The organism is Bacillus cabrialesii, assembly GCF_004124315.2.
Taxonomy (GTDB): domain Bacteria; phylum Bacillota; class Bacilli; order Bacillales; family Bacillaceae; genus Bacillus; species Bacillus cabrialesii.
In genome coordinates this window covers 1,031,221-1,054,027 of the sequence record NZ_CP096889.1, presented here as the reverse complement: position 1 = coordinate 1,054,027, position 22,807 = coordinate 1,031,221, and the positions used below count along the sequence as shown (strand labels likewise).

The following is a 22,807-nucleotide window of genomic DNA, read 5'->3' as shown; positions in this document are numbered from 1 at the left end:
CGCCTGAAGAGGCGTCTTTTTTTATTATACCGGCTTTCGAAACAAGTAGCTTTCTCTAGCAAAACCCATTTTGTCTGTATAAAACCTGTGCGCGTCTTTACGCTGAAGGCCGGATGAAAGACTGACAGAGCCGCATCCTGCTTTTTTCGCCCAGTCTGCGGCAAAATCCAAAAGCATTTTGCCGTATCCTTTAGACCTGTAAGGCGCGCTTGTCACAAGATCCGCAATCCATAAGTGCTCTCCTTTATGAATGGAAACCCTCGGCAGCGCGCCGCACAGCGCCCTGATTGCTGTATCCTCATATAAGGCAAACAGCAGATACGATTCTTTCTGCACACAGGCTTCAAGCCTTTGTAAATACGTCTCTTTATCCAGTTCTGTTCTCAATTCACTCATTACCGGGTATGACTCAGCCCATTCTTCTTTCGTGGTTAATTGTTTCATATGAATCATCTTCTCAATCCCCTTTCCTTTCGTTACAATGATCATAGCTAATAAATGGCATATACCAAATAGCCAATATCAGAAAAAATGACCATGCCAGATACAAAGGAGACATGAGATGGATATCACGCCGTTTCTTGATAAAAAAAGCAAAACACCGCTGTATGAGCAGCTTTACGCCTTTTTCAAACAAGAAATTTCACATGCGCGAATAACGAAGGGAACAAGACTTCCGTCAAAACGCAGGCTATCCGGCTTGCTTAGTGTTAGTACGGCGACAATCGAACGCGCTTACGAGCAATTAACTGCTGAAGGTTATGTCATAAGCAAGCCAAAAGTTGGCTGGTTCGCGGCGGGAGTTGAAACAGACTTCCCGGCGGCTCCTGATTATGTTCAGCAATATGCGCATCCGGTTTTACATGAAAAGAGCGCACCTGCTATTGACTTTCATCAAGGGAATGTTGATCCGGCCCACTTCCCCTTTACCGCATGGAGAAAAAGCATGGTAAAAAGTCTGGATCGCTATTCCGGATCGTTCCATACTTCTGGCGATCCTCAAGGGGAGCCTGCGCTCAGGCAGATGATCGCCCATTTTGTCAGGCTGTCTCGGGGAGTAAATTGCGAGCCAGGCCAGATCATCATCGGCGCAGGAACGACCGTGCTTCTGCAAATGCTTTGTCTTACGCTTCAGCCCGGAACAAAAATCGGTTTTGAAGAACCGGGATTTCACCGTTCAAGAAGGATGTTTGAAGCAAATCGTATGAATGTCATTCCGATTCGTTCTGATAAAGAAGGCGTTCTGCCGGGTGAAGTTAAACGCCAGAATCCTTATCTCGTGTATACGACTCCTTCGCATCAGTTTCCGCTGGGGACCATTATGACAATAACCCGCAGACAGGAGCTGCTGGCGTGGGCAAAAGAAGCAAACTCATTTATTATAGAGGATGATTACGATGGAGAATTTCGCTACAGCGGGCACCCCATTCCGTCTTTGCAGGGACTTGATCCGAATGGCAGAGTCATATATCTCGGCACTTTTTCAAAGTCACTGCTGCCTACCCTGCGGCTCAGCTACATGATTTTGCCTCCCGGACTCGTGGAACCGGTCAGAAAAAATGCTCAATTAATGAAGCAAACAGTCTCTTCCCACTCGCAAATGGCACTGGCGGATTTCATCGAAAACGGAGAGTGGCAAAAGCACCTAAACAGAATGCGAGCCTTATATCGAAAAAAACACGCTGTCCTTTTAGAGGCCATACGCTCTGAACTGGGAAACAGCGTTGACATTCTCGGTAAAAATTCCGGGCTTCACATCCTGCTTCGGCTTTTGTTTCCAGCAAGTGAAGAAGAAGCGATTAAAGCTGCCGCAGACAGCGGCGCAACCATCTATCCCGTATCCCCCTCCTATAAAGGACAGCCGCCATTTGTATCTGTCTTAATCGGTTATGGCGGTTTGTCAGAAGAGGACATCAGGCTCGGTATCAAAAAACTGAAAACGGCGTGGGCACCGCTAATATCGGCTTATTAAATAAAAAACAGGCCCCGGAAACGGAGCCTGTTTTTTTAAAATGATAAAATTCCGATTAAATTTAAGAATACGATAATAATGGCCAGCGGCACGATAAAACGAAGCAAATAAAACCATGTATAAAAGAAGGCTTTACCTGCATTCGATCCGTTTCTCATTTCCGCCAAGAGCTCATGTTTCGGAATTTTGAGCGGGATAAATAGAGAAATTAAAAGAGCGCCTAATGGCATCAAAACATTGCTGACGGTAAAATCGGCAATATCAAAAAACGTTTTTCCAAATATGTGCATATCACTCAATACGCCATAAGATAAGCAACAAGGGATTCCGACTAAGAAGATGAAAAGCCCGCTCATCCATGACAGTTTTTTTCGCTTCCTTTCGTCCCCTTTTCCGATTGTGGCGACAATAATTTCAACCATTGAAAACGCTGAGGTTAAGGCTGCAAATAAAAACGCAACGAGAAAGCCGATAAAAAACAACGTGCCGAACGGAAGCTGTTCAAAAACGGCAGGAAGCACTGTAAACAGCAATGTCGGACCTTCATTTGGCTGAAAACCGAATGAGAACACCGCTGGAAAAATGGCCAAACCCGCCAAGAGTGTCACAATGATATTCATCACGACAATGGAGGCTGCCGAGCGCGGGACGTTTTGTGTTTTTGGCAAGTAAGAACTGTAAGTCACCATCACCGAAACACCCAATGTTAACGTAAAAAAAGCTTGTCCCAGCGCAAATAATATGGATTCCGGAGTCAAATCGCCGAATTGAGGCACAAGCAAAAATTTCACGCCTTCCATTGCATCATTAAGCGTGAGGGACCGAAGAACGAGCAGAATAAATAATACAAACAAAATGGGCATCATCACCGCGCTTACCCGTTCTATCCCTTTTTGAACCCCTCTGGCGACTACTAATACAGTCAGCGCCATAAAAACAAACTGAGCCGCGAGTGTTTGAACCGGATTTTGAATAATAGAAGCAAAAAGAGCGCCATACTGTGCTTGAGTAAGCCCTGACAGTGAACCTGACGCTGTTTTCACGATATACAGCAAAATCCATCCTCCGATTACACTGTAAAACGACAGGACTAAGAAACACGCGGCTACGCCGACCCAACCCGTAAGAAACCAAGCGGACCGCGGCGCTTCTTTTTTATATGCATCAATGGCATTCGTCTGGTTCCGTCTTCCAAAAATAAATTCCCCCACTAAAAGCGGATAGCCTAAGAGGACGGTAAATAACACAAAGATAAGAAAAAAGGCGCCTCCTCCATTGGTCCCCGCTACATAAGGGAACTTCCAAATCGCGCCCAAGCCGATGGCCGAGCCGGCGGCTGCCATGACGAAACCGATTTTCGAAGCCCATTGGACTGGTTTTTGCTCAGACAATAAACGTCACTTCCTTTCCAGCCTATATTATCTCTTATTTTTGTCTTCATTTCTATATATTCATGAGCAAGAATATAAAAGAGAGCGGACTGAATCGCCGCTCTCTTTTACCGAAAGATTATTGATTTAATTTTGAATGCTTTCTGGAATACAGGAAATAGATTGCCAAGCCGATTAACAGCCACACAAGGAAGCGCACAATCGTCACCCAGCCAAGATTTAAAATTAAGAACAGGCAGAACAGAATCGCCAGGCCTGGGATCACTGGAACCCCTGGGCATTTAAAGGCTCTCGGAAGATCCGGCTGCTTCTTTCTCAAAACGATAACCGCCACAGAAATCAGCACAAACGCTGACAGCGTTCCGATGTTGACCAGCTTAGCAAGCTCATCTAGCGGAACAAGTGAGCCGAGAAGCGCCGACAGCGTTCCGAAAAACCAAGTGGCGACATAAGGTGTTTTGTGCTTTGGATGCACCTTAGAAAGTGAGCCCGGCACCAGTCCGTCACGCGACATGGCAAACATGACACGTGTCTGTCCGTAAAGCATGACAAGCATTACCGTTGTCATGCCCAAAACGGCGCCAATATCAATGATGCCTGCCACCCAGTTTTGCCCGGCGCTTTGAAGTACGAGAGAAACCGGATGATCAACGCCAGCAAATTGGGCAAACGGGATAACCCCTGTCATGATTGCTGATACGGTGACATATAAAACCGTGCAAACCAATAAAGAGAAAATAATGCCTTTAGGCAGATCCTTCGCAGGATTTTTTGTCTCTTCCGCAGCAGAGGACACAGCGTCAAATCCGATAAAAGCAAAGAATACGAGCGCCGCTGCGCTGAATACGCCGCCAAAGCCCATCGGCATAAACGGCTGCCAGTTATGAGGCTTCACGTAAACGGCTGCCACCGCAATAAACAGCAGAACGACCAGCACTTTCAAAATCACCATGATGTTGTTGACTCTTTTTGATTCTTTGATGCCTAGATAAAGCAAAAACGTTATCGCCATTACGATTACGAATGCAGGCAGATTAAAAACGGTAAATGTGCCTTTCACCGCTCCAGGCGCCGCTGTTAAAGCAACCGGAAGATGAATGCCCAGCCCTGATAAAAACGATTGGAAATAACCAGACCAGCCGACTGACACCGCGCTTACCGCCAGCATGTACTCTAAAATTAAATCCCATCCGATAATGAAGGCCAAAAGCTCACCCAATGTCGCATAAGTGAATGTATACACCGAACCTGAAACAGGCACACTTGAAGCAAATTCTGCGTAAGACAGGGCGGCGAATAAACAAGCCAGCGCTGCCACAACAAATGAAACGGTCAGTCCGGGACCGGCCGTGACTGCACCTGTCCCCGTCAGCACAAAAATCCCTGTGCCAATAATGGCGCCGATTCCAAGCAATGTTAAGTCGAATGCCCCTAATTCTCTTTTTAAAGATTTTTCACCGCTCGTCGCAGCGAGTAAATCCTGAATGCTTTTCTTCCTAAATACGCTCCCTTTCATTCCCCTTCAACTCCTAGAATCTATTTGTATATATTTTATTTGAATTTTCTGAATTCATGAGCGACAATGATCGTTTTTCTTTTTTCTGCTCTATTTGTACCGGTTTCGAATCATTCCTTTCTCCTACTCAATATTATATATAAAATTACAAAAATGAAAACAAAATTTTTAGAAAAATCGACAAATTTTTTATTTTGGAATATCTTCTAACACAAAAAAACCAGCATCATGCTGGTTTTTCGTTCATTATGTTGAAATGAAACGGCCGCCATTTACGTGAATGGTTTGACCTGTCATATAGGAAGATTCGTCAGACGCCAGCAGGACATAAGCGCCTGCATGTTCAACCGGCTGTCCCGGTCTTCCCATTGGGGTATCCAAGCCGTGCTGCTTCACTTTTTCCTCAGGAAATGTTGCCGGAATAAGCGGTGTCCAGATCGGACCGGGCGCCACCGCATTCACTCTGATGCCTTTATCCGCAAGTGACATCGCCATGGAACGCGTAAAGGAAACAATCGCTCCCTTTGTGCTGGAATAATCAATTAACGCCGTATCCCCTTCATAAGCGGTAATCGATGTCGTATTTATAATGGCACTTCCTTCTTTGAGGTATGGCAAAGCTTTCTTCGTCATATGAAACATGGAAAATATGTTTGTACGAAATGTTTTTTCCAATTGTTCTGTTGAAATATTAAGGATGCTGTCCTGCGGATGCTGTTCTGCGGCGTTGTTCACCAAGATATCGAGTTTTCCAAAATGATCCACTGTTTGCCGCACAGCTTTTTCACAATGGTTCTCGTCCCCGACATCTCCCGGAATCAGCAGGCAGCGGACATGCTCCTCTTCGATCCGTTTACGCGTCTCCTCTGCGTCCGAATGCTCATCCAAGTAAAGTATGGCAACATCTGCCCCTTCCTTAGCAAACGCAATAGCTGCTGCTCTCCCTATTCCGCTGTCGCCTCCGGTAATAATCGCGGCTTTTCCTTTCAGTTTTCCGCTTCCTTGATAATCCTCGTCCTCTGACAGAGGCAGCGGGTTCATTTCTGACTCAATGCCCGGCTGTCTGTCCTGATGCTGCGGCTCTTGCCCTTCTGTTTGCCTGTCCATTGGGTTCATATTCATCACTCCTAGACATGTGGTTGATACTGAACGTTACCACACTATAGAAGCGAATAAACGGCATAATATGTTATGAAAGAACCTCTTCAGGAATGTCGCCTGTATATTTTGCTGACGGACGGAAAATCATGTTGTTTTCTGCCTGTTCCAGCACATGGGCGCACCAACCTACCATTCGGCTTGCTGAAAAGGTCGGTGTGAACAATTCATCGTCAAAATCGATGGCTTTCATTACAGCAGCCGCATAAAATTCAACATTTGTATACAGCTTGCGTCCCGGTTTGTAGATTTCAAGCAAACGAATCGCTTCTGCCTCTACATGCAGCGCAAGATCAAGATCACGGTCATTGCCAGCCACCTCTTCTGCTTTCTGTCTCAAAGCTTCTGCCCGCGGGTCCTTTGTCTTGTACACCCTGTGGCCGAATCCCATCAGGCGCTCTCCTTTTTCGAGTTTTTCTTTCAGATATGCTTCAGCATTTTCTTTTTCCCCAATGTCTTCAAGCATTTTTGTCACCGCAGAAGGAGCGCCTCCGTGCAGCGGGCCTTTCATCGTGCCGAGAGCGGCAGTGACGGCTGACACTAAATCACTTTCTGTAGATAAGGTGACGCGTGCCGAAAAGGTGGATGCGTTCATGCCGTGCTCCATGGCCAGAATCATATAAGTTTCAAGCGCTTTCTTTTTCGCCTCCGAAGGCTGTTCACCTGTGAGCATATAATAGTAGTTTTCGACATGTCCGTACTGGGAAGATGGCGCAATTGCTCGTTCACCGCGAGCCCATCGTTTTCTATACGCTATGATGGAAGGCGTGATTGCAATCAGCCGAATCGCTTCTTCTGTTTTCGGATGGAACGTGTACACATTTTCCCCAAATGCTGAAACAACCGTTCTCAGCACCGACATGTCGTCCATGTTGTTTGGCAGTGACTGAATCAAACGCTCGATGTGTTCCGGCAGGTTCCGCTCCGCAGCAAGCTTCCCTTCAAATGTCTGCAATTCTTCAGGTGAAGGAAGTTTTCCAAATAAGATCAAATAAGCGGCTTCTTCAAAGCTGTGATTCAGCGCGATGTCTTTTGCATGATGTCCTCTGTAAATCAGACGGCCCTTTTCTCCGTCAATATGACTGATGGATGTTTCCACACATGTAATTCCCTTTAATCCGTAATGTACCATTTGTATTCCCCCTATCCTTTTCTGTTATTATAGTAAATATAATATTTAAAAAATATTGAATATTTTAAAGGGAATTAATTAAAAATATTAATCAGAGGGAGAATAGAAATGGATTTCAAATGGCTTCACACCTTTGTGACCGCTGCGAAATATGAAAACTTCCGGAAAACAGCGGAAACGCTTTTTTTATCTCAGCCCACTGTGACCGTGCATATTAAACAATTGGAAAAAGAAATCAGCTGCAAGCTGTTCGAGCGAAAAGGCAGGCAGATCCAGCTGACTGATGAAGGCAGGGCTTATTTGCCGTACGCGCTCAGGCTTCTTGATGATTATGAAAACAGCATGGCAGAGCTTCACAGAGTGCGACAAGGCTACTCTCAAACCTTGCAGCTCGCGGTTTCTCCGCTTATCGCAGATACTGTGCTTCCTTCTGTCATGAAACGATACACAGCAATGAATACAGAAACGGAAATGGCAGTAACGATTTTTGAATCGGCGGAAATCGCGTCATTGATTAAAGCCGGGGAAGCAGATATCGGACTGAGCTGTTTAAAAGTACAGTCCTCCTCTTTAACCTGCCACTGCTTATATAAAGACCCTGTTGTCCTTGTGGCTCCGCCCGATCAGCGTTTCATAGAAGACAAAGAAATTGATGCCAAAGAGGTGCTGGAGCAATACCTGCTTTTGACCCACAATCACCCTGATTACTGGGACGACTTGCTCCGTCAAGTCAGAGTGACATTTCCATTTGTGAGAACAATGAAAGTCACTCAAACACATATAACGAAACGGTTTATTAAGGAAGGGCTAGGGGTTTCATTTCTGCCCTTATCTACAGTAAAGCGTGAATTAGCAGAGAAACAGATGATCAGAATCCCTTATCAATCTGTACAGCTGCCCTATGCCGGCGCTTACGCAATCGCCCTTTATGAAAATAAGAAAGAAAAAAAATTTTTGGATTTTCTATCACATTTTCATTTTTAGGAGCAACCTATACGACTGTGCTTCGTCTAATGAAAAAAACCCGTTCCAATGAACGGGTTTCCTTTTAAAATTAGAATCTTTTCGCGCCGAGGTAACGAGGCTTCCAGTAGCTGTTGTCCAGGCTGCTGATTTGCACGCCGTCAGATCCCGCATGAACAAAACTGTTGTTTCCAATATAAATCCCCATGTGAGAAGGGCCGGATTTATATGTTGTGAAGAAGACAAAATCACCGACAGAAGGGCTGGAAACGCTCTTCATAGAACTCCAGTAACCCGCAGTGCTTGTTCTGCCCACACTTGTTTGTTTATTCAGTACGTACCAGATGAATCCGCTGCAGTCAAAGCCGGAAGTTGTCGTTCCGCCCCATTTGTATGGCGTTCCGATTAACGCTTTTGCATCAGAAACCAGCTTGCTCACATTAAGTGATGTAGCAGATGATGTTTTGCTGCTTGAAGATGATGAAGAGCTGGAAGAAACAGTTTTTGAGCTTGTTCCTTTCACTTTCAACACTTGGTTGACATAGATGACATCTGATTTTAAGCCGTTTAAGCTTTTCAATTTGCTAACTGTCGTGCCGTATTGTTTTGCGATTTTAGACAGACTGTCCCCGCGTTTCACTTTATAAGTAGAAGTTGAAGACGTTGATACCTTTGATGAGCTAGAGCTCTTTGAGCTTGTTGAACCTTTCAATTTCAGGACTTGTCCAATGCGGAGCAAATCTGATTTTAAGCCATTCAGTTTTTTCAGTTCACTGACTGTCATGCCGTATTTTTTTGAAATTTTCCACAGGCTGTCTCCGCTCTTTACTTTGTATGTAGAAGAAGATGATGATGAAGAGCTGCTGCTTTTTGAGCTTGTCGATTTGCCGTTAATCGATAACGTCTGTCCTGCGTAAATGAAATCAGAACGAAGGTGGTTCTCTGATTTAATTTTACTGATCGTTGTGTCGTATTTTCTTGAAAGATCCCATAACGTGTCGCCTTTTTTCACCTTAATGCTTTGCGCAGATGCCGCTCCTGCAAATAATGTCGATCCTAAAACGACTGCTGTCGTCGCTGTAATGATTTGCTTTTTCATATTTTCCTCCCCAAATAGTAAATCTATATATATCTATCTCTTTTTTAAATTAATCTTATTGTTTTCTATTATAAGGATAGATTCCCAACAGAAATAGTCTTGACTTCATGCGACAAATTTCTTAATTATTCGTTTTTAAAAAAAGTTTTTAAGGGTATTAAATATTTCATTTTCGTTTCAAAGGTGACAAAAACCGAGTGCTTTTGTCATGTTTTATGGAATGTTTTTCAACATAAAGGAAATAAATGAGAACTTTCGGGGTTAACTCACTTATTGGAAGAATGTGTGACAAAGCATAGTCGAGGAAAGCTGCGGTTATCGCAGTTTTTTTATTTAAACAAACATATCATGCAAGGGCTCTAGAGGTAAAGATTTTTCTGAAAAAATGAATGCTTTACACCAAATAAGGCAAGATAACGAAACAGCAGTTCTTACAATGCTTTACTCAATATTTACATGATCAACAGCCGCATTTAACAAGAATTCCCTAACATGATAGACAGAATACATTAAAGGAGGCATGCAATAAATGAATTTGTTTCAAAACATGAAAACAAAACTTTTGCCAATTGCCGCTGTTACTGTCCTCACAGCCGGAGTCTTTGCCGGAGCCGAGCTGCAGCAAACCGAAAAGGCAAGCGCCAAAAAACAAGACAAAGCCGAAATCAGAAATGTCATTGTGATGATCGGCGACGGCATGGGGACGCCTTACATAAACGCCTATCGTTCCATGAAAAATAACGGTAAAACACCGAATAATCCAAAATTAACTGAATTTGACCGGAACCTGACAGGCATGATGATGACACACCCGGATGACCCCGACCATAATATCACAGACTCAGCAGCCGCCGGAACAGCATTAGCGACAGGCGTGAAGACATATAACAATGCAATTGGCGTTGATAAAAACAGGAAAAAAGTAAAATCAGTACTGGAAGAGGCCAAACAGCAAGGCAAGTCAACAGGGCTTGTCGCAACGTCTGAAATTAACCACGCCACACCAGCCGCATACGGCGCCCACAATGAATCACGGAAAAACATGAACCAAATCGCCAACAGCTATATGGATGACAAAATAAAAGGCAAACAAAAAATAGACGTTTTGCTTGGCGGCGGAAAATCGTATTTTAACCGCAAGGACCGAAATGTAACGAAGGAATTCAAACAAGCGGGCTACAGCTATGTGACAACAAAAGAAGCGCTGAAGAAAAATAAAGATCAGCAGGTGCTCGGGCTTTTCGCAGACGGTGGGCTTGCTAAAGCGCTCGACCGTGACAGTAAAACACCGTCTCTTAAAGACATGACGGTTTCAGCCATTGACCGCCTGAACCAAAATAAAAAAGGATTTTTCTTGATGGTCGAAGGAAGCCAAATCGACTGGGCCGCCCATGACAATGATACAGTAGGAGCCATGAGTGAGGTTAAAGATTTTGAACAGGCCTACAAAGCCGCGATTGATTTTGCGAAAAAAGATAAACATACGCTTGTCATTGCAAACGCTGACCATACAACCGGCGGATTCACCATTGGCGCAAACGGTGAAAAAAATTGGCACGCGGAGCCGATTCTCGCAGCGAAAAAAACACCTGAATTTATGGCAAAAAAAATCAGTGAAGGCAAACCGGCCAAAGATGTGCTCACCCGCTATACAAATCTGACATTTACATCTGAAGAAATCAAAAGTATTCAAGCCGCTGCACAAGCTGACAAAAGCAAAGGCGCCTACAAAGCCATCATCAAGATTTTTAACACACGATCTAACAGCGGCTGGACAAGTGCCGATCATACCGGCGAAGAAGTGCCAGTATACGCGTACGGCCCTGGAAAAGAGAAATTCCGCGGACTGATTAACAATACCGATCAGGCAACTATCATATTTAAGATTTTAAAAACAGGAAAATAAAGAGGATGCAGAACACTGCACCCTCTTTTTTATAGATATCTGCGGTGAACACCTTTTCCGTCGTACGAAAACATGACTTCCTTATCCTCAAGCACAGACTCAATGTGCACGCTTCTCCCCCAAAGCTGGAATAAATAAGGCAGCACTTTCTCCAAATATTTTAAATCCAACTCTATGCCTTCATACCAATGCTTAATATAGAGCTCGTTATTTTTCATATAATCGCCGTCGTTTACCGTCAAATATGGAAAACCGCCGTTGACCCGCATGCTCACAAGCTGGTCACGCACCGACTTCCATTCTTTATCGATGATTTTATAATCTCTGCCCTGTTTTTGGAACAAATAAAGATCCTCGCGCATAACTAAGTCTTTTGTTAAATAATTGCGGATGAAAGAAATATCCGATTCAATTTCCCTGACCTCAAACATCTTCTCCCGGCCCGAGTCAGGCCGCACGCCCATTTTCTTCATTTCTTCCGTCGGGTTGTTGTACCGCTCCTCAATGTCTTCAAATATTTTCAGCCCTAAATAATAAGGATTGATGCCTGTTTTAGACGGCTGTACGACACCTGCATTCAGCTTGGCGAACTCTATCGCTTCATCAGAGGTTAAATCAAGCTCACGTATAATTCGCTGGTGCCAATAGGAAGCCCAGCCCTCATTCATAATCTTTGTTTCAAGCTGAGGCCAAAAATAAAGCATTTCCTCTCTCATCATGGTTAAGATATCACGCTGCCACGGCTCCAGCTCCCGGGAATGCTCCTCGATAAAAAGCAGAATATCTTTTTCCGGACGCGGCGGGAAAGGTTTTTTTGATTTTTTCACTTGTTTTTTCGGTTTCTTTTCATCCAAAGACCATAGATCATCGTATGGCGTCGCTGCTTCTTCAAGCTCCTCTTCCTCATCGTCCACACTCCATAAGAGCTTCGGACGGACCAAAGAGGGATCAATATGCTCCTGAATTGATAAGATCGCATCTAAAAAAGCCTCTACTTCCTTTATCCCGTGAACCTGTTCATAATGTTTGATCCGTTCGGCCGTTGCCGCCATGCTTTCCACCATATCGCGCTTCGTGTTTTGGAATCGGCAGTTGTTTTTGAAGAAATCACAATGGGCGAGAACATGAGCGACAATCAATTTATTTTGGATGAGTGCGTTGCTGTCCAGCAAAAAAGCGTAGCATGGATCTGAGTTAATGACCAGCTCATAAATCTTGCTTAATCCAAGATCATAATGCAGCTTCATTTTGTGAAACTGCTTGCCGAAGCTCCAGTGGCTGAATCTTGTCGGCATCCCGTACGCGCCGAATGTATAAATAATTTCAGCCGGGCAGATTTCATATCTCATCGGGTAGAAATCAAGGCCGAATCCTTTTGCAATATCGGTAATTTCCTCAATTGCCCGCTGTAATCCCTTCTTCTCCTCCGCGTTCAACCGAATCCCCCCTACTTGGACTTATCTATAATGTATGAGCCCGCCTGACAAAAGATGATAGCCTCACTTGGGCAAGAAAAAAATTCCCCCGGCACATTCAGCTGTTTGCCAATTGTATTAGTGGGTAAAAACACACCATATTACGAAAAAAGGAGCGATACCAATTGAATGTAGCAAACGTGCTTTCTTCTTATCTCAGTAAGCTGCCAAACTTAATCATTGCTTTACTCGTCTTATTAATCGGATGGGCTATCGCTAAAATCATTGAAAAAGCGGTATACAAAGGGCTCAGAAAAACAAAATTTGACGATAAACTTTTTGCCGGGAAAAAGCCATCGCGCTATTCCTCGGAAAAAGTCATAAGCAAGGTCGTTTATTTTATCGCATTGATTATCGTCTTTATTTTATTCTTTAACATTTTGCACCTGACAACAGTGGCATCACCGTTTGTCAGCATGCTTTCGGCGATTGCAGCGGCGATCCCGAGCGTGCTGAAAGCGGGACTCATTCTGCTGTTAGGATGGGCTGCAGCCTCTGTTTTGAGCTTCCTTGTCAAAAAAATCGGGATGAAGCTGAACACGAGTGACAAGCTGCGCAAGTGGAACTTGGTGTCTGAAGGAAAAGATATTCATCAGGCAGTCAATGCCGCTTCACAAATTGTCTTCTATCTCGTGCTGCTTGTTTTCCTGCCAGGGGTTTTATCTTCTTTGAAAATCAGCGGCATTTCAGGACCGTTTACAAATATGATGGAAAGCGTGCTCGCTTTTCTGCCGAAATTATTTGCCGCCGCGCTTATCGTATTAATCGGCTGGCTTGTTGCCCGTCTTGTACGTGACATCATTACGAATTTCCTTGCAAGCATCGGAACGGAAAGATTCGCCGCACGTATGGGTTTATCTATTTACTTAAAAGATACAAGCCTTTCAGCAGTCATCGGAACCATCGCTTATGTGCTGATTTTAATACCGGTTGTCATTTCAGCGCTTGACCAGCTTGATGTCGCCGGCATTTCGAAACCGGCTGTCTCCATGCTGAATACCATTTTAAACATGCTTCCGAATATCATCATTGCCATCGTGCTTGTTTTAGCGGGTATGTGGGCAGGAAAATGGGTGAACACCATGGTGTCCGGGCTGCTGCATCGCGCAGGCTTTGATTCTGTGTTAGGAAAAATGGGCATGGAAGCAGGACCGCCTGCCAAGCTGTCCTTGTCTCAAGTTGTCGGTATGATCGCGCAAATCATCGTCATTCTGCTGTTTACAGCCGAAGCGCTGCAAATTGTTCAGCTGCACTTCCTCGTAGAGATTGCAACTGGCATCATCGCGTATCTGCCGAATGTCCTTGTCGCTGTATTCATTCTCGGCATCGGCCTTTACGCCGGAGAATTGGTGCGAAAAGTTCTCGCAAGCATGATCAAAGGCCGGGAATTCAAGTCTTTAGCTGCTATTGCTAAATATACGATTATCGCACTTGCTTTCTTTATGGCCCTGGACCAGCTTGGTGTCGCTGCCACAATCGTTAATTCTGCGTTCATCATCGTGCTTAGCGGCTTCGCACTCGCATTCGGATTATCCTTTGGTCTTGGCGGAAAAGATTTTGCATCACGTTATCTGTCTACATTTGAACGCAAAATACAAAACACCGAAATTGATAAAAACCGTAAAAACCAAAATCCGCCGCATAACATGTAAACAAAAAAAGTGCACCCCTGGGGACTGACCCCCGTTTTTGAGACAGGGATCAAAACACCTTTTAAACAGCCAATTGCCGATAGTTTATCGGTGATTGGTTGTTTAGTTTCGTTTGAATACGAATATTGTTATAATAATGAATGTATTCTGTGACAGTGCGTTCTACGATGGCGGTCGTAGTTCGATCAATGCTGTTAAGATAGAACGTTTCAGACTTTAGTAAGGAATGAAACGATTCGATGGAGGCATTATCAGCGGGCGTCCCTTTGCGGGACATGCTCATGATAATGCCTTTTGTGTTAACAGCTTTTTGATACTCGTAGGATGTATACACAGAACCTTGGTCGCTATGTAACACGCAGTTCTCAGGCAATGTTGGCAGCTGCTCAAGTGTGTCTAAGACAAAGTCTGTGTCCTGCTTATCGCCAATCGTATAAGCAATCACTTCTCCATTGTATAAATCTAATATACTGGAAAGGTACAATTGTTTCTGCCCATAAGGCAAATATGTGATGTCCGTTACTAGTTTTTCAAGAGGGCGATCAGACTGAAAGTTCCGATCCAATATATTATCGACTACGGCATATGGCTGCCCATTCTTCTTACGCTTTTTCACCTTAACCCGGCACTGCCACTGATTTTTCTGCATAATACGTTGAACCGTTTTATGGTTGATACGCATTCCCTTTTTTAAAATGGCTGTGATTTTCCGATATCCATATCGATACTTGTGCTCTCGGCACAACGTACCGATTTGTTTTTCCAAATGTCGCTTGGGATGATCCTTCATCCGATTCTTCTTCCAACGATAATAAGACGCTCGAGAGATACCTAAATGAATACAGATATCCTGCACGGTCATTGTGCTGCGCAATACTTCTACAAGTTCGACTGACGTTTCGCTATCAACTTCCTTTCCAATTCGTTGTACTTTTTTAACACTTCATTCTGTTGTCTTAGATAACAATTCTCTGCCTGCAGTTTCTCTAATTCGGAAGAATACTCCGGACCTTTTCCGTAAGTGTATTGCTTTCCAACAGGCTGTTCGAATCGATGTGTATCACCAGCCTTATGCCATCTAACCCATGTCTGAACCTGTGTCTTATTCTTAATATTCAATTTCTGCATGATCTCTTTCATAGGTACGCCTGCCAATCTCATTTCTACAGCCTTCTGTTTCACTTCAACCGGATAACTCACTCTTGTCCCCATAGAAAAAACACCCCCAAGTCTAATTTCGGATAACAATCATCCGTTTTCAAACTTGAAGGTGTTTTTATTTGTCTCATCTTATGGGGTCAGTCCCCTGCTGGGTGCACTTTTTTTATCAGCTAATTCCTTTTTTTTCATTTTTCAATCGATTATGATAAGATATAGAAAATGTCTTATTCTGAGGTCTTATTATGAGGTTAACAAATTACACAGATTATTCATTAAGAGTATTGATTTTTCTGGCTGCAGAACGTCCCGGAGAACTATCAAATATAAAACAGATTGCCGAAACGTATTCTATTTCAAAAAATCATCTTATGAAAGTCATATACAGGCTCGGCCAGCTCGGCTACGTAGAAACGATACGCGGACGAGGCGGCGGCATACGCTTAGGCATGGACCCTGAAGACATCAATATCGGTGAGGTTGTCAGAAAAACGGAGGACGATTTTAATATTGTTGAATGTTTTGACGCGAACAAGAATCTCTGCGTTATTTCGCCGGTGTGCGGTTTAAAGCATGTGCTTAATGAAGCGCTTATGGCCTATCTTGCGGTTTTAGACAACTACACACTGCGCGACCTTGTCAAAAACAAAGAAGATATCATGAAGCTGTTAAGAATGAAGGAATAGAACGATTCCTTCTTTTTTTATGCCCTTTTTCCCCTTTTTTGTTAAGATAATATAGCTGTTTTTCAAAAAAGGCAAAACGATAGGGCGAATCTGCCGATATAAAAAAGAAACAGCAAATTCAAAATTATTGGGGGAAAAAGGAGAGCTCAGATGAAAAAGAAATTAGCAGCAGGGCTGACAGCATCTGCGATTGTCAGTACAACTTTAGCAGTGACACCAGCTGAAGCAGCAACGATTAAGGTCAAAAGCGGAGATTCTTTATGGAAACTGGCCCAAAACTATAACACAAGTGTGGCGGCTATCACATCCGCCAACCATCTTTCGACTACCGTTCTGTCGATCGGCCAGACGCTTACCATTCCAGGCAGCAATTCCGGCGCTTCATCTACTTCAAGCTCAACAACCAAGAAGAGCGGAAGTTCTGTTTACACAGTAAAAAGCGGAGATTCGCTTTGGCTGATCGCAAATGAGTTTAAAATGACGGTGCAGCAACTGAAAAAATTAAACGGACTAAGCAGCGACATGATTCGTGCGGGGCAGAAATTAAAGGTGTCCGGTACCGTTTCCTCAAGCCCAAGCTCTAGTTCCAGTACAAAAAGCAGTTCTAATAAGAGCTCAAGCTCTTCAGCTTCTTCCCGAACATATAAGGTGAAGCTTGGAGATTCGCTTTGGAAAGTCGCGAACAAAGTCAGTATGTCCGTCGCTGAATTGAAGGTCTTGAACAATTTGAAATCAGATACCATTTATGTAAATCAAGTGTTAAAAACAAAATCAAGCGGTTCTGATACGTCTTCCAAAGACACTTCATCTCATTCGAATAAAACTGCAGCAACAACGAAATACACGGTAAAAAGCGGAGATTCACTTTGGAAAATCGCGAACAACTATAACCTGACTGTACAGCAAATCCGAAACAGCAACAATTTGAAATCAGACGTGCTGTACGTCGGACAAGTGCTGAAGCTGACAGGCAAAGCATCTTCTGGCTCTTCTTCATCGTCGTCTTCTTCGTCAAATGCGGGTTCTGGCACGACAACGTCTACATACACGGTGAAAAGCGGAGATTCCTTGTGGGTGATTGCTCAAAAGTTCAATGTGACAGCCCAGCAGATTCGGGAGAAAAACAATTTAAAAACAGATGTCTTACAGGTTGGCCAAAAGCTGGTCATTACCGGAAAAGCTTCATCTTCAGGCTCTTCTTCATCCGGTTCTTCAAGCACATCCAGTTCAACTAGCGCAAAGATTAACACAATGATCGCAGCCGCTAAAGCGCAGCTTGGAGTTCCGTATCGCTGGGGAGGCACGACACCGAATGGATTTGACTGCAGCGGTTTCATGTACTATGCACTGAACAAAGTCACATCCGTATCAAGATTAACCGCAGCCGGATATTGGAACACAATGAAATCTGTCAGCCAGCCTGCTGTCGGAGACTTCGTTTTCTTTACAACCTATAAAGCCGGCCCTTCCCACGTCGGAATTTATCTTGGAAACGGCGAATTCATTAATGCCAATGATTCCGGAGTTGTGATTTCCAATATGAATAACTCTTACTGGAAACAGCGCTATCTCGGTGCAAAACGATATTTCTAAAAACAGAAACTGTATGGCCTTACCGGCTGTACAGTTTTTTTTGCTTAGAGCCTAAAGACATTGATGCTGATCATATGATTTGTCACCGGATGAAAATAGACTTCGGCCCGAACAGAAAAGATGTCTTCATTCTGTCTGACTGTCACCCGAAAGACATCTTTCGTCTGCTGATCATTTACTTCGGTCCGTCCCATATAAGCGTAATCTGAAAATGAAGCGCCCTTATACTCATCCTGAATTTTGCTCCAGGCGAGCTGTTCCCACTTTTGAACGGACTCATTTGTGTCCGCTGAATGTCCTTTTGCGGCCATTGACACGATGATCATTCCGCAAAAGAGAAGCGCAATGGTATACGGCAGAGATTTCATGTGTTTTCAGTCTCCTGTAACCAGAATATGTTCTCTCATAGGATTTCCAAAAGCGAAGGCTTCATTCAGGCATTTTGATTTTATGTCTCCCTCATATTGCTACCCCTGTACTGCCGCAGACGCCAAGTTTTGCCCCGTCAATAACACGGAATGCCGCATAAACTAATCATGAACTTCTCACACAAGAAAGGAGAAGCGATTCATGGATTATGCCGATTACGATAAAGCGCTGTATTACACCCATCGTTCCCAATGGGATAATTTATTGATTTTAATGGTGCGTACAGAGGATGATTTGTTATCAAAACGAATCGAGCATTTTCTGCATGCGTATCATTTTGAACAGGATTACGCCGTTCTTGAAAAGATGCTGTATTCTCTTCTCCGTTATATTGATCATGCCACAGAGCTGACTTACGAAGATCAATTAGCGCTGCTCACATAAACAAATCCCGGCGTTCAGACGCCGGGATTTCCTGCTTTTGCAAACATGCCGAGTTCTTCGACAAGTTCTTTCACGCTGTCCTTTATGTTTTCTGTGACGGCAGCATTTTCAACATCAATGTGCACCGGATCAAGCACGAGCTGCTTCGGAATAACATTGGCGTAGACACCCCGCATCACAGTTCTCATATTGTTCAGCGCGTTGATGCCGCCTTTACCGCCTCCCGCCACTGCCAATAATGCGACGGGCTTATATTTGAATTGTTCACTGCTTAGAAAATCCAGCGCATTTTTTAAAGCGCCGCTCATGCCGCTGTGATATTCAGGAGATAATAACACAATCGCATCCGCTTTAGTGACACGCTGCTTAAGCTCCTGTACCTGCAAAAGTCCAGATTGCTCCGCTTCCCCATTAAAAATCGGCAATATAAACTCGCTTAGATCAATCAAATCCGTGTGATAAAGCGCTGAAATATAAGATGCGGCAATTCTCGTTCTGCCATGTTTTCTGGGCGTACCGTTTATGACTAGCATGTTCATTTCGTGATCTCTCCATTTAGATTATATTTCACTGCGAAAAGCGCTGCTTGCGTACGGTCGGCCACTTCAAGTTTTGCTAACAGATTAGACACATGGGTTTTTACTGTTTTTTCTGAAATAAACAAAGCTGCCGCGATTTCTTTATTGCTTTTCCCGTTGGCAATTTCGTTCAGAACGTCCTTTTCCCTTCGTGTTAATTGATAAAATTTGTCTTTTTCCGGATCGTGCTGATTTCTCATATGTGTCAGTACATGGGGCATAATAGCTTGAGACATCATGTATTCGCCTGCATGCACTTGTCTTAGTGTTTTCACCAATTCCTCGGGCTCCGTATCCTTTAATTGATACGCCTTCGCTCCTGCCTGAAGCGCAGGAATGACGTGCTCCTGATCGCAGTAGCTCGTCAGCACAATAATATTGATTCCCGGAAAGTGCTGTACTGCTTTTCTTATAGCTTGAATGCCGTCCATCTCGGGCATAGACAGATCCATCAGCACAAGATCAGGCTTTGTCTCTTCAATGACACGGAGTGCTTCTGTTCCGGTTGCGGCCTCGCCGGCAACTTCAATATCATCTTGGGTGGCAAAGAAAAAACGAAGACCCTTTCTGACAACATGATGATCATCCGCAATGACAATTTTCATTGTACTGTCCTCCCTTTCTGATTGGTTAGCGGAAGCCGGACGGACAGCTTTGTCCCCTCTCCAAGAGCTGACTCAATCAACAACTCCGCGCCGGCTTTTTCCGCCCGTTCTTTCATACCCTTGATGCCAAGTGAAGGCAGCCCAGCATGCGCTTCATAGCGAAAACCTGCCCCATAATCGATGATATCCAGCTCCGCATGGCACGAAGAAGCAGTCAAGCTGACATACGCCGTATCAGTTCCGGCATGTTTTTTGATGTTATTTAAAGCTTCCTGTACGACGCGCCACAGCATATGCTCCTGTTCATCTGTAAGAAACGGACAGCCTTTTTGTGTGAAAATAACATTCAATCCGATGAGCGCGCCATAGCTTTTAATGGCTTCAGACAGCCCTTTTTCCAATCCTCCGGGGCGAAGCTGCCAAATTAACGCCTTCATTTCTGCGAGCGCATCCTGGGATAGGTTTTGAATGAAATCAATCATCTGCTGCACATTCTCATCTTTAGTTAATGTCTTTGCCGCTCTGGCTGTTAAACTGACGGAAAACAACATTTGATTGACAGAATCGTGAAGCTCCTGAGCGAGACGGTTGCGCTCCATTAAAAGAGCATTTTTTTGCTTATATTCGGAAAGCTTCATACGTTGGATTGCCGTTCCGATCTGAAAGGCGACAGACTCAAGTAAATGCAGTTCTTCCTCATCAAACATGGTTTTTCCGGCCGCCGCTACATTTAACAACCCGAATCTCCTGTCCCCGTCTTCTAAAGGCACAGTTGCATGATGTGTAATCCCTTCTGTGTCAAAGCAGTGCAGTTCCTCGGCTGATTCTATGCGCTTGCAGTTCATGATATTAGCAGCTCTTCTAAGCCCTCCGTTATTAAACTTTGTCAGGCAATAGCACTCCCCTTGGCACATCAGCACTTTTTCCTTGCGGATTAAAGCCGGAGGCAGGTAAGCGTCAGCCGCTAACGTATAGGAACCGTCTTCTTCGATCAGAAAAATCCATCCGGATTGAAGGTTGGTCAAACTCAGCAATTCTTTTAAAACCTCATCCAGCGTTGCTTTGACATCGTGCCCTTGATTTAAGGTTTCCGCAATCGTTTTCAGCGTTTTTAATTTTTCCATCCCCGTTTTGCTCACATTTCTCACTCCGGCATTGAGTCTTGTTATTTAAGATTATACCAGTTTTTTGTATTTCACTGCTTCGGTTGCGGGATGATTTTCTTTCAGACTTTTGGATGAGAAAAAGAAAAAAGCCGGACCATTTACAATGATCCGGCTTATGCTCGAACTATTTGGCTGTAGCCTCTACAATGTCGTCTACCGTTTTCATTACATCGTCAGAAAGCGCGGCAAGACGCTTTTCACTGTCTTCTAAAGAGGTTCCTTTTACAGCGAAATAGAATTTGACCTTCGGCTCAGTTCCTGAAGGGCGGAGACAGAACCAAGACCCGTCTTCCAGGAAGTATTTCAGTACATTTGATTTTGGCAAGTCGATGGCTTCTTCTTTGTTTTCCTTCAGAAGCGTCCGTTTGCTTACAGCGTAATCTTCAGCTGTCACAACCTGTTTGCCGGCCATTTTTTGCGGAGGGTTTTGTCTGAAGGAAGCGAGGATCGCTTCAATCTGTTCTGCTCCCTGTTTTCCTTTCAGCGTCAGGGATTTCAGCCCTTCACGATAAAAGCCGTATTCGTTAAAGAGATTGATGAGCGCTTCATACAATGACATTCCTTGTTTTTTATAGAACGCGCAAACTTCAACTGCCAAAAGCGCCGCCTGAATGGCGTCCTTATCTCGGGCAAAATCCCCGATTAAGTAACCGTAGCTTTCTTCATAACCGAATTGGAATGTGTACTGGCCTGATGCCTCGTATTCCTTAATCTTTTCACCGATAAACTTAAAGCCTGTCAGCGTGTCAATGGTATCAAGACCGAACGAAGAAGCGACTGCACGCCCGATTTCACTTGTGACGATTGTTTTGAGAACAACGCCGTTTTCAGGCAGGATGCCTTGTTTTTTCTTTTCAGAAAGCAAGTAATGAAGCAGCAGCGCACCGGTTTGGTTTCCTGTCAGCACTGTATATTTGCCTTGATCGTTTTTCACCGCAATGCCGAGGCGGTCAGCGTCAGGGTCTGTTGCGATGAGAATATCCGCGTTCTGCTCCTCCCCATACTTAATGGCATATTCGAATGCCGCATGCTCTTCCGGGTTTGGAGATGTGACAGTAGAAAAGTCTGAATCCGGCAGCTCCTGTTCTTTGACAACCGTTACATTTTTATAGCCGAGTGCTTCAAGACCGCGTCTGACCGGTTTATTCGCGGTTCCATGCAGCGGTGTGAACACAACGCTTACATCTACTTCTTTCGATAAATCAGAATGAACGGAAATGGACGTCAGTTTTTCTGTATAGACCTTATCAATGTCTTCACCAATGATCTTGATTAAGCCCTTTTCTTTTAACGCTTTTTCATCGTTGACTGTGATCGTCAGCTCATTTTCAATCGCATTTACCTGATCAATGACGATGTCAGCTTCCTTTGGAGGCAGCTGGCCGCCGTCATCTCCGTATACTTTGTAGCCATTATATTCAGGCGGGTTATGGCTTGCCGTTACCACAATACCACCATAGGCGTTCAGCTCTCTGACAGCGAATGACAGCTCAGGCGTAGGCCGAAGCTCATCAAATACGTATGTTTGAATGCCTTGTGTCGCAAGGGTTTTTGCCGCTTCCATCGCGAACTCCGGCGATTTATGGCGGGAATCATAAGCAATGACTACCCCCCGTTTTTTCGCTTCCTCACCTTGCTGTGAGATGTATGCCGCAAACCCGGCTGATGCTTTGCGCACAGTGTAAATATTCATCCGATTCGTCCCGGCTCCGATTTCTCCGCGCATTCCGCCGGTACCAAACTCAAGGTTTTTATAGAAGCAATCCTCAAGAGCCTGTTCATTCCCCTCTAATTCAGTGAGGCGCTCTTTTAGTTCCTGATCTAAATTTTCGGTCTGTTTCCAGCGTTCATAGCTCTTTCTCCAAGTCATATTCGTCCTCCTATGTATCAGCTTATGCCATTATTTTATATGAAGCGAGTGCCTCTGTCACTTGATAACTTGAG

The 22,807-nt window shown here is 44.2% G+C and carries 20 protein-coding genes; 7 read left to right on the top strand and 13 right to left on the bottom strand.

The features are described 5' to 3' along the window. Positions 1-24: 24 nt before the first annotated feature. Complete coding sequence (locus tag EFK13_RS05395) at positions 25-453, bottom strand: GNAT family N-acetyltransferase (RefSeq protein ID WP_129506240.1); 429 nt, start codon at positions 451-453, stop codon at positions 25-27. Between the two features lie 109 nt (positions 454-562). Between EFK13_RS05395 and pdxR the strand changes: the two genes are divergently transcribed. After that, positions 563-1,972 (top strand): MocR-like pyridoxine biosynthesis transcription factor PdxR, encoded by a 1,410-nt coding sequence (gene pdxR / locus EFK13_RS05390; protein WP_129506241.1) that lies wholly within the window; start codon positions 563-565, stop codon positions 1,970-1,972. Between the two features lie 35 nt (positions 1,973-2,007). Here the strand turns inward: pdxR and EFK13_RS05385 are convergent, their stop codons facing one another. From EFK13_RS05385 to citA, 4 genes are all read right to left on the bottom strand, one after another. Beyond that, a complete protein-coding gene (locus EFK13_RS05385; protein WP_129506242.1) occupies positions 2,008-3,363 on the bottom strand; it encodes a sodium-dependent transporter in 1,356 nt (451 codons plus the stop codon). Positions 3,364-3,481: 118 nt separating this feature from the next. Further along, positions 3,482-4,879 (bottom strand): branched-chain amino acid transporter BcaP, encoded by a 1,398-nt coding sequence (gene bcaP / locus EFK13_RS05380; RefSeq protein WP_129506243.1) that lies wholly within the window; start codon positions 4,877-4,879, stop codon positions 3,482-3,484. Between the two features lie 246 nt (positions 4,880-5,125). Beyond that, positions 5,126-5,995 (bottom strand): SDR family oxidoreductase, encoded by an 870-nt coding sequence (locus EFK13_RS05375; RefSeq protein WP_129506244.1) that lies wholly within the window; start codon positions 5,993-5,995, stop codon positions 5,126-5,128. 73 nt (positions 5,996-6,068) lie between these two features. Continuing rightward, entirely contained in the window at positions 6,069-7,169 is a 1,101-nt protein-coding gene (gene citA, locus EFK13_RS05370) for a citrate synthase CitA (protein ID WP_129506245.1), read from the bottom strand. 108 nt (positions 7,170-7,277) lie between these two features. Between citA and citR the strand changes: the two genes are divergently transcribed. Further along, positions 7,278-8,153: a transcriptional regulator CitR gene (gene citR, locus EFK13_RS05365; protein ID WP_129506246.1), complete on the top strand. Its 876-nt coding sequence runs from the start codon at positions 7,278-7,280 to the stop codon at positions 8,151-8,153. Between the two features lie 70 nt (positions 8,154-8,223). Here citR and lytE read toward each other — a convergent pair whose 3' ends face one another. Next, complete coding sequence (gene lytE, locus EFK13_RS05360; RefSeq protein WP_129506247.1) at positions 8,224-9,231, bottom strand: peptidoglycan endopeptidase LytE; 1,008 nt, start codon at positions 9,229-9,231, stop codon at positions 8,224-8,226. 529 nt (positions 9,232-9,760) lie between these two features. Here lytE and phoA point away from each other — a divergent pair. Continuing rightward, complete coding sequence (gene phoA / locus EFK13_RS05355; RefSeq protein WP_129506248.1) at positions 9,761-11,137, top strand: alkaline phosphatase PhoA; 1,377 nt, start codon at positions 9,761-9,763, stop codon at positions 11,135-11,137. A gap of 29 nt (positions 11,138-11,166) precedes the next feature. On the opposite strand, the gene spoVR is transcribed toward phoA, so the two are convergent. Next, complete coding sequence (gene spoVR / locus EFK13_RS05350) at positions 11,167-12,573, bottom strand: stage V sporulation protein SpoVR (RefSeq protein WP_129506249.1); 1,407 nt, start codon at positions 12,571-12,573, stop codon at positions 11,167-11,169. A 164-nt stretch (positions 12,574-12,737) separates the two neighbouring features. Between spoVR and EFK13_RS05345 the strand changes: the two genes are divergently transcribed. Next, the gene (locus EFK13_RS05345; protein WP_129506250.1) at positions 12,738-14,264 is read left to right on the top strand and encodes a mechanosensitive ion channel; all 1,527 of its coding nucleotides are present in this window, start codon (positions 12,738-12,740) and stop codon (positions 14,262-14,264) included. Positions 14,265-14,325: 61 nt separating this feature from the next. On the opposite strand, the gene EFK13_RS05340 is transcribed toward EFK13_RS05345, so the two are convergent. Continuing rightward, positions 14,326-15,476, bottom strand: a protein-coding gene (locus tag EFK13_RS05340; RefSeq protein WP_129507417.1) for an IS3 family transposase whose coding sequence is annotated in 2 segments (ribosomal slippage) — positions 14,326-15,203 and positions 15,203-15,476 — 1,152 coding nt in all. Because the reading frame shifts where the segments join, the coding sequence is not laid out codon by codon here. 191 nt (positions 15,477-15,667) lie between these two features. Here EFK13_RS05340 and nsrR point away from each other — a divergent pair. Next, positions 15,668-16,108: a nitric oxide-sensing transcriptional repressor NsrR gene (gene nsrR, locus EFK13_RS05335; RefSeq protein WP_129506261.1), complete on the top strand. Its 441-nt coding sequence runs from the start codon at positions 15,668-15,670 to the stop codon at positions 16,106-16,108. 150 nt (positions 16,109-16,258) lie between these two features. Beyond that, a complete protein-coding gene (lytF, locus tag EFK13_RS05330; RefSeq protein WP_129506262.1) occupies positions 16,259-17,701 on the top strand; it encodes a peptidoglycan endopeptidase LytF in 1,443 nt (480 codons plus the stop codon). Positions 17,702-17,745: 44 nt separating this feature from the next. On the opposite strand, the gene EFK13_RS05325 is transcribed toward lytF, so the two are convergent. Further along, the gene (locus tag EFK13_RS05325) at positions 17,746-18,069 is read right to left on the bottom strand and encodes a YqzG/YhdC family protein (protein WP_129506263.1); all 324 of its coding nucleotides are present in this window, start codon (positions 18,067-18,069) and stop codon (positions 17,746-17,748) included. Positions 18,070-18,271: 202 nt separating this feature from the next. On the opposite strand from EFK13_RS05325, the gene EFK13_RS05320 reads away from it, so the two are divergent. Next, complete coding sequence (locus tag EFK13_RS05320) at positions 18,272-18,514, top strand: YhdB family protein (RefSeq protein ID WP_003224139.1); 243 nt, start codon at positions 18,272-18,274, stop codon at positions 18,512-18,514. A gap of 14 nt (positions 18,515-18,528) precedes the next feature. Here EFK13_RS05320 and yhdA read toward each other — a convergent pair whose 3' ends face one another. The 4 genes from yhdA to EFK13_RS05300 all read right to left on the bottom strand — a co-directional run bounded on the left by yhdA (position 18,529) and on the right by EFK13_RS05300 (position 22,733). Further along, positions 18,529-19,053, bottom strand: a complete 525-nt coding sequence (gene yhdA / locus EFK13_RS05315; RefSeq protein ID WP_129506264.1) for an FMN-dependent NADPH-azoreductase — start codon at positions 19,051-19,053, stop codon at positions 18,529-18,531. Then, the gene (locus EFK13_RS05310; RefSeq protein ID WP_129506265.1) at positions 19,050-19,697 is read right to left on the bottom strand and encodes a response regulator; all 648 of its coding nucleotides are present in this window, start codon (positions 19,695-19,697) and stop codon (positions 19,050-19,052) included. Before EFK13_RS05310 ends, yhdA begins: the two co-directional genes overlap by 4 nt. Beyond that, on the bottom strand, positions 19,694-20,836 hold the full coding sequence (locus EFK13_RS05305; RefSeq protein WP_129506266.1) for a GAF domain-containing sensor histidine kinase: 1,143 nt from the start codon (positions 20,834-20,836) through the stop codon (positions 19,694-19,696). The genes EFK13_RS05310 and EFK13_RS05305 overlap by 4 nt, the downstream gene beginning before the upstream one ends. 151 nt (positions 20,837-20,987) lie before the next feature. Continuing rightward, complete coding sequence (locus EFK13_RS05300) at positions 20,988-22,733, bottom strand: phospho-sugar mutase (RefSeq protein ID WP_129506267.1); 1,746 nt, start codon at positions 22,731-22,733, stop codon at positions 20,988-20,990. Positions 22,734-22,807 lie beyond the last annotated feature (74 nt).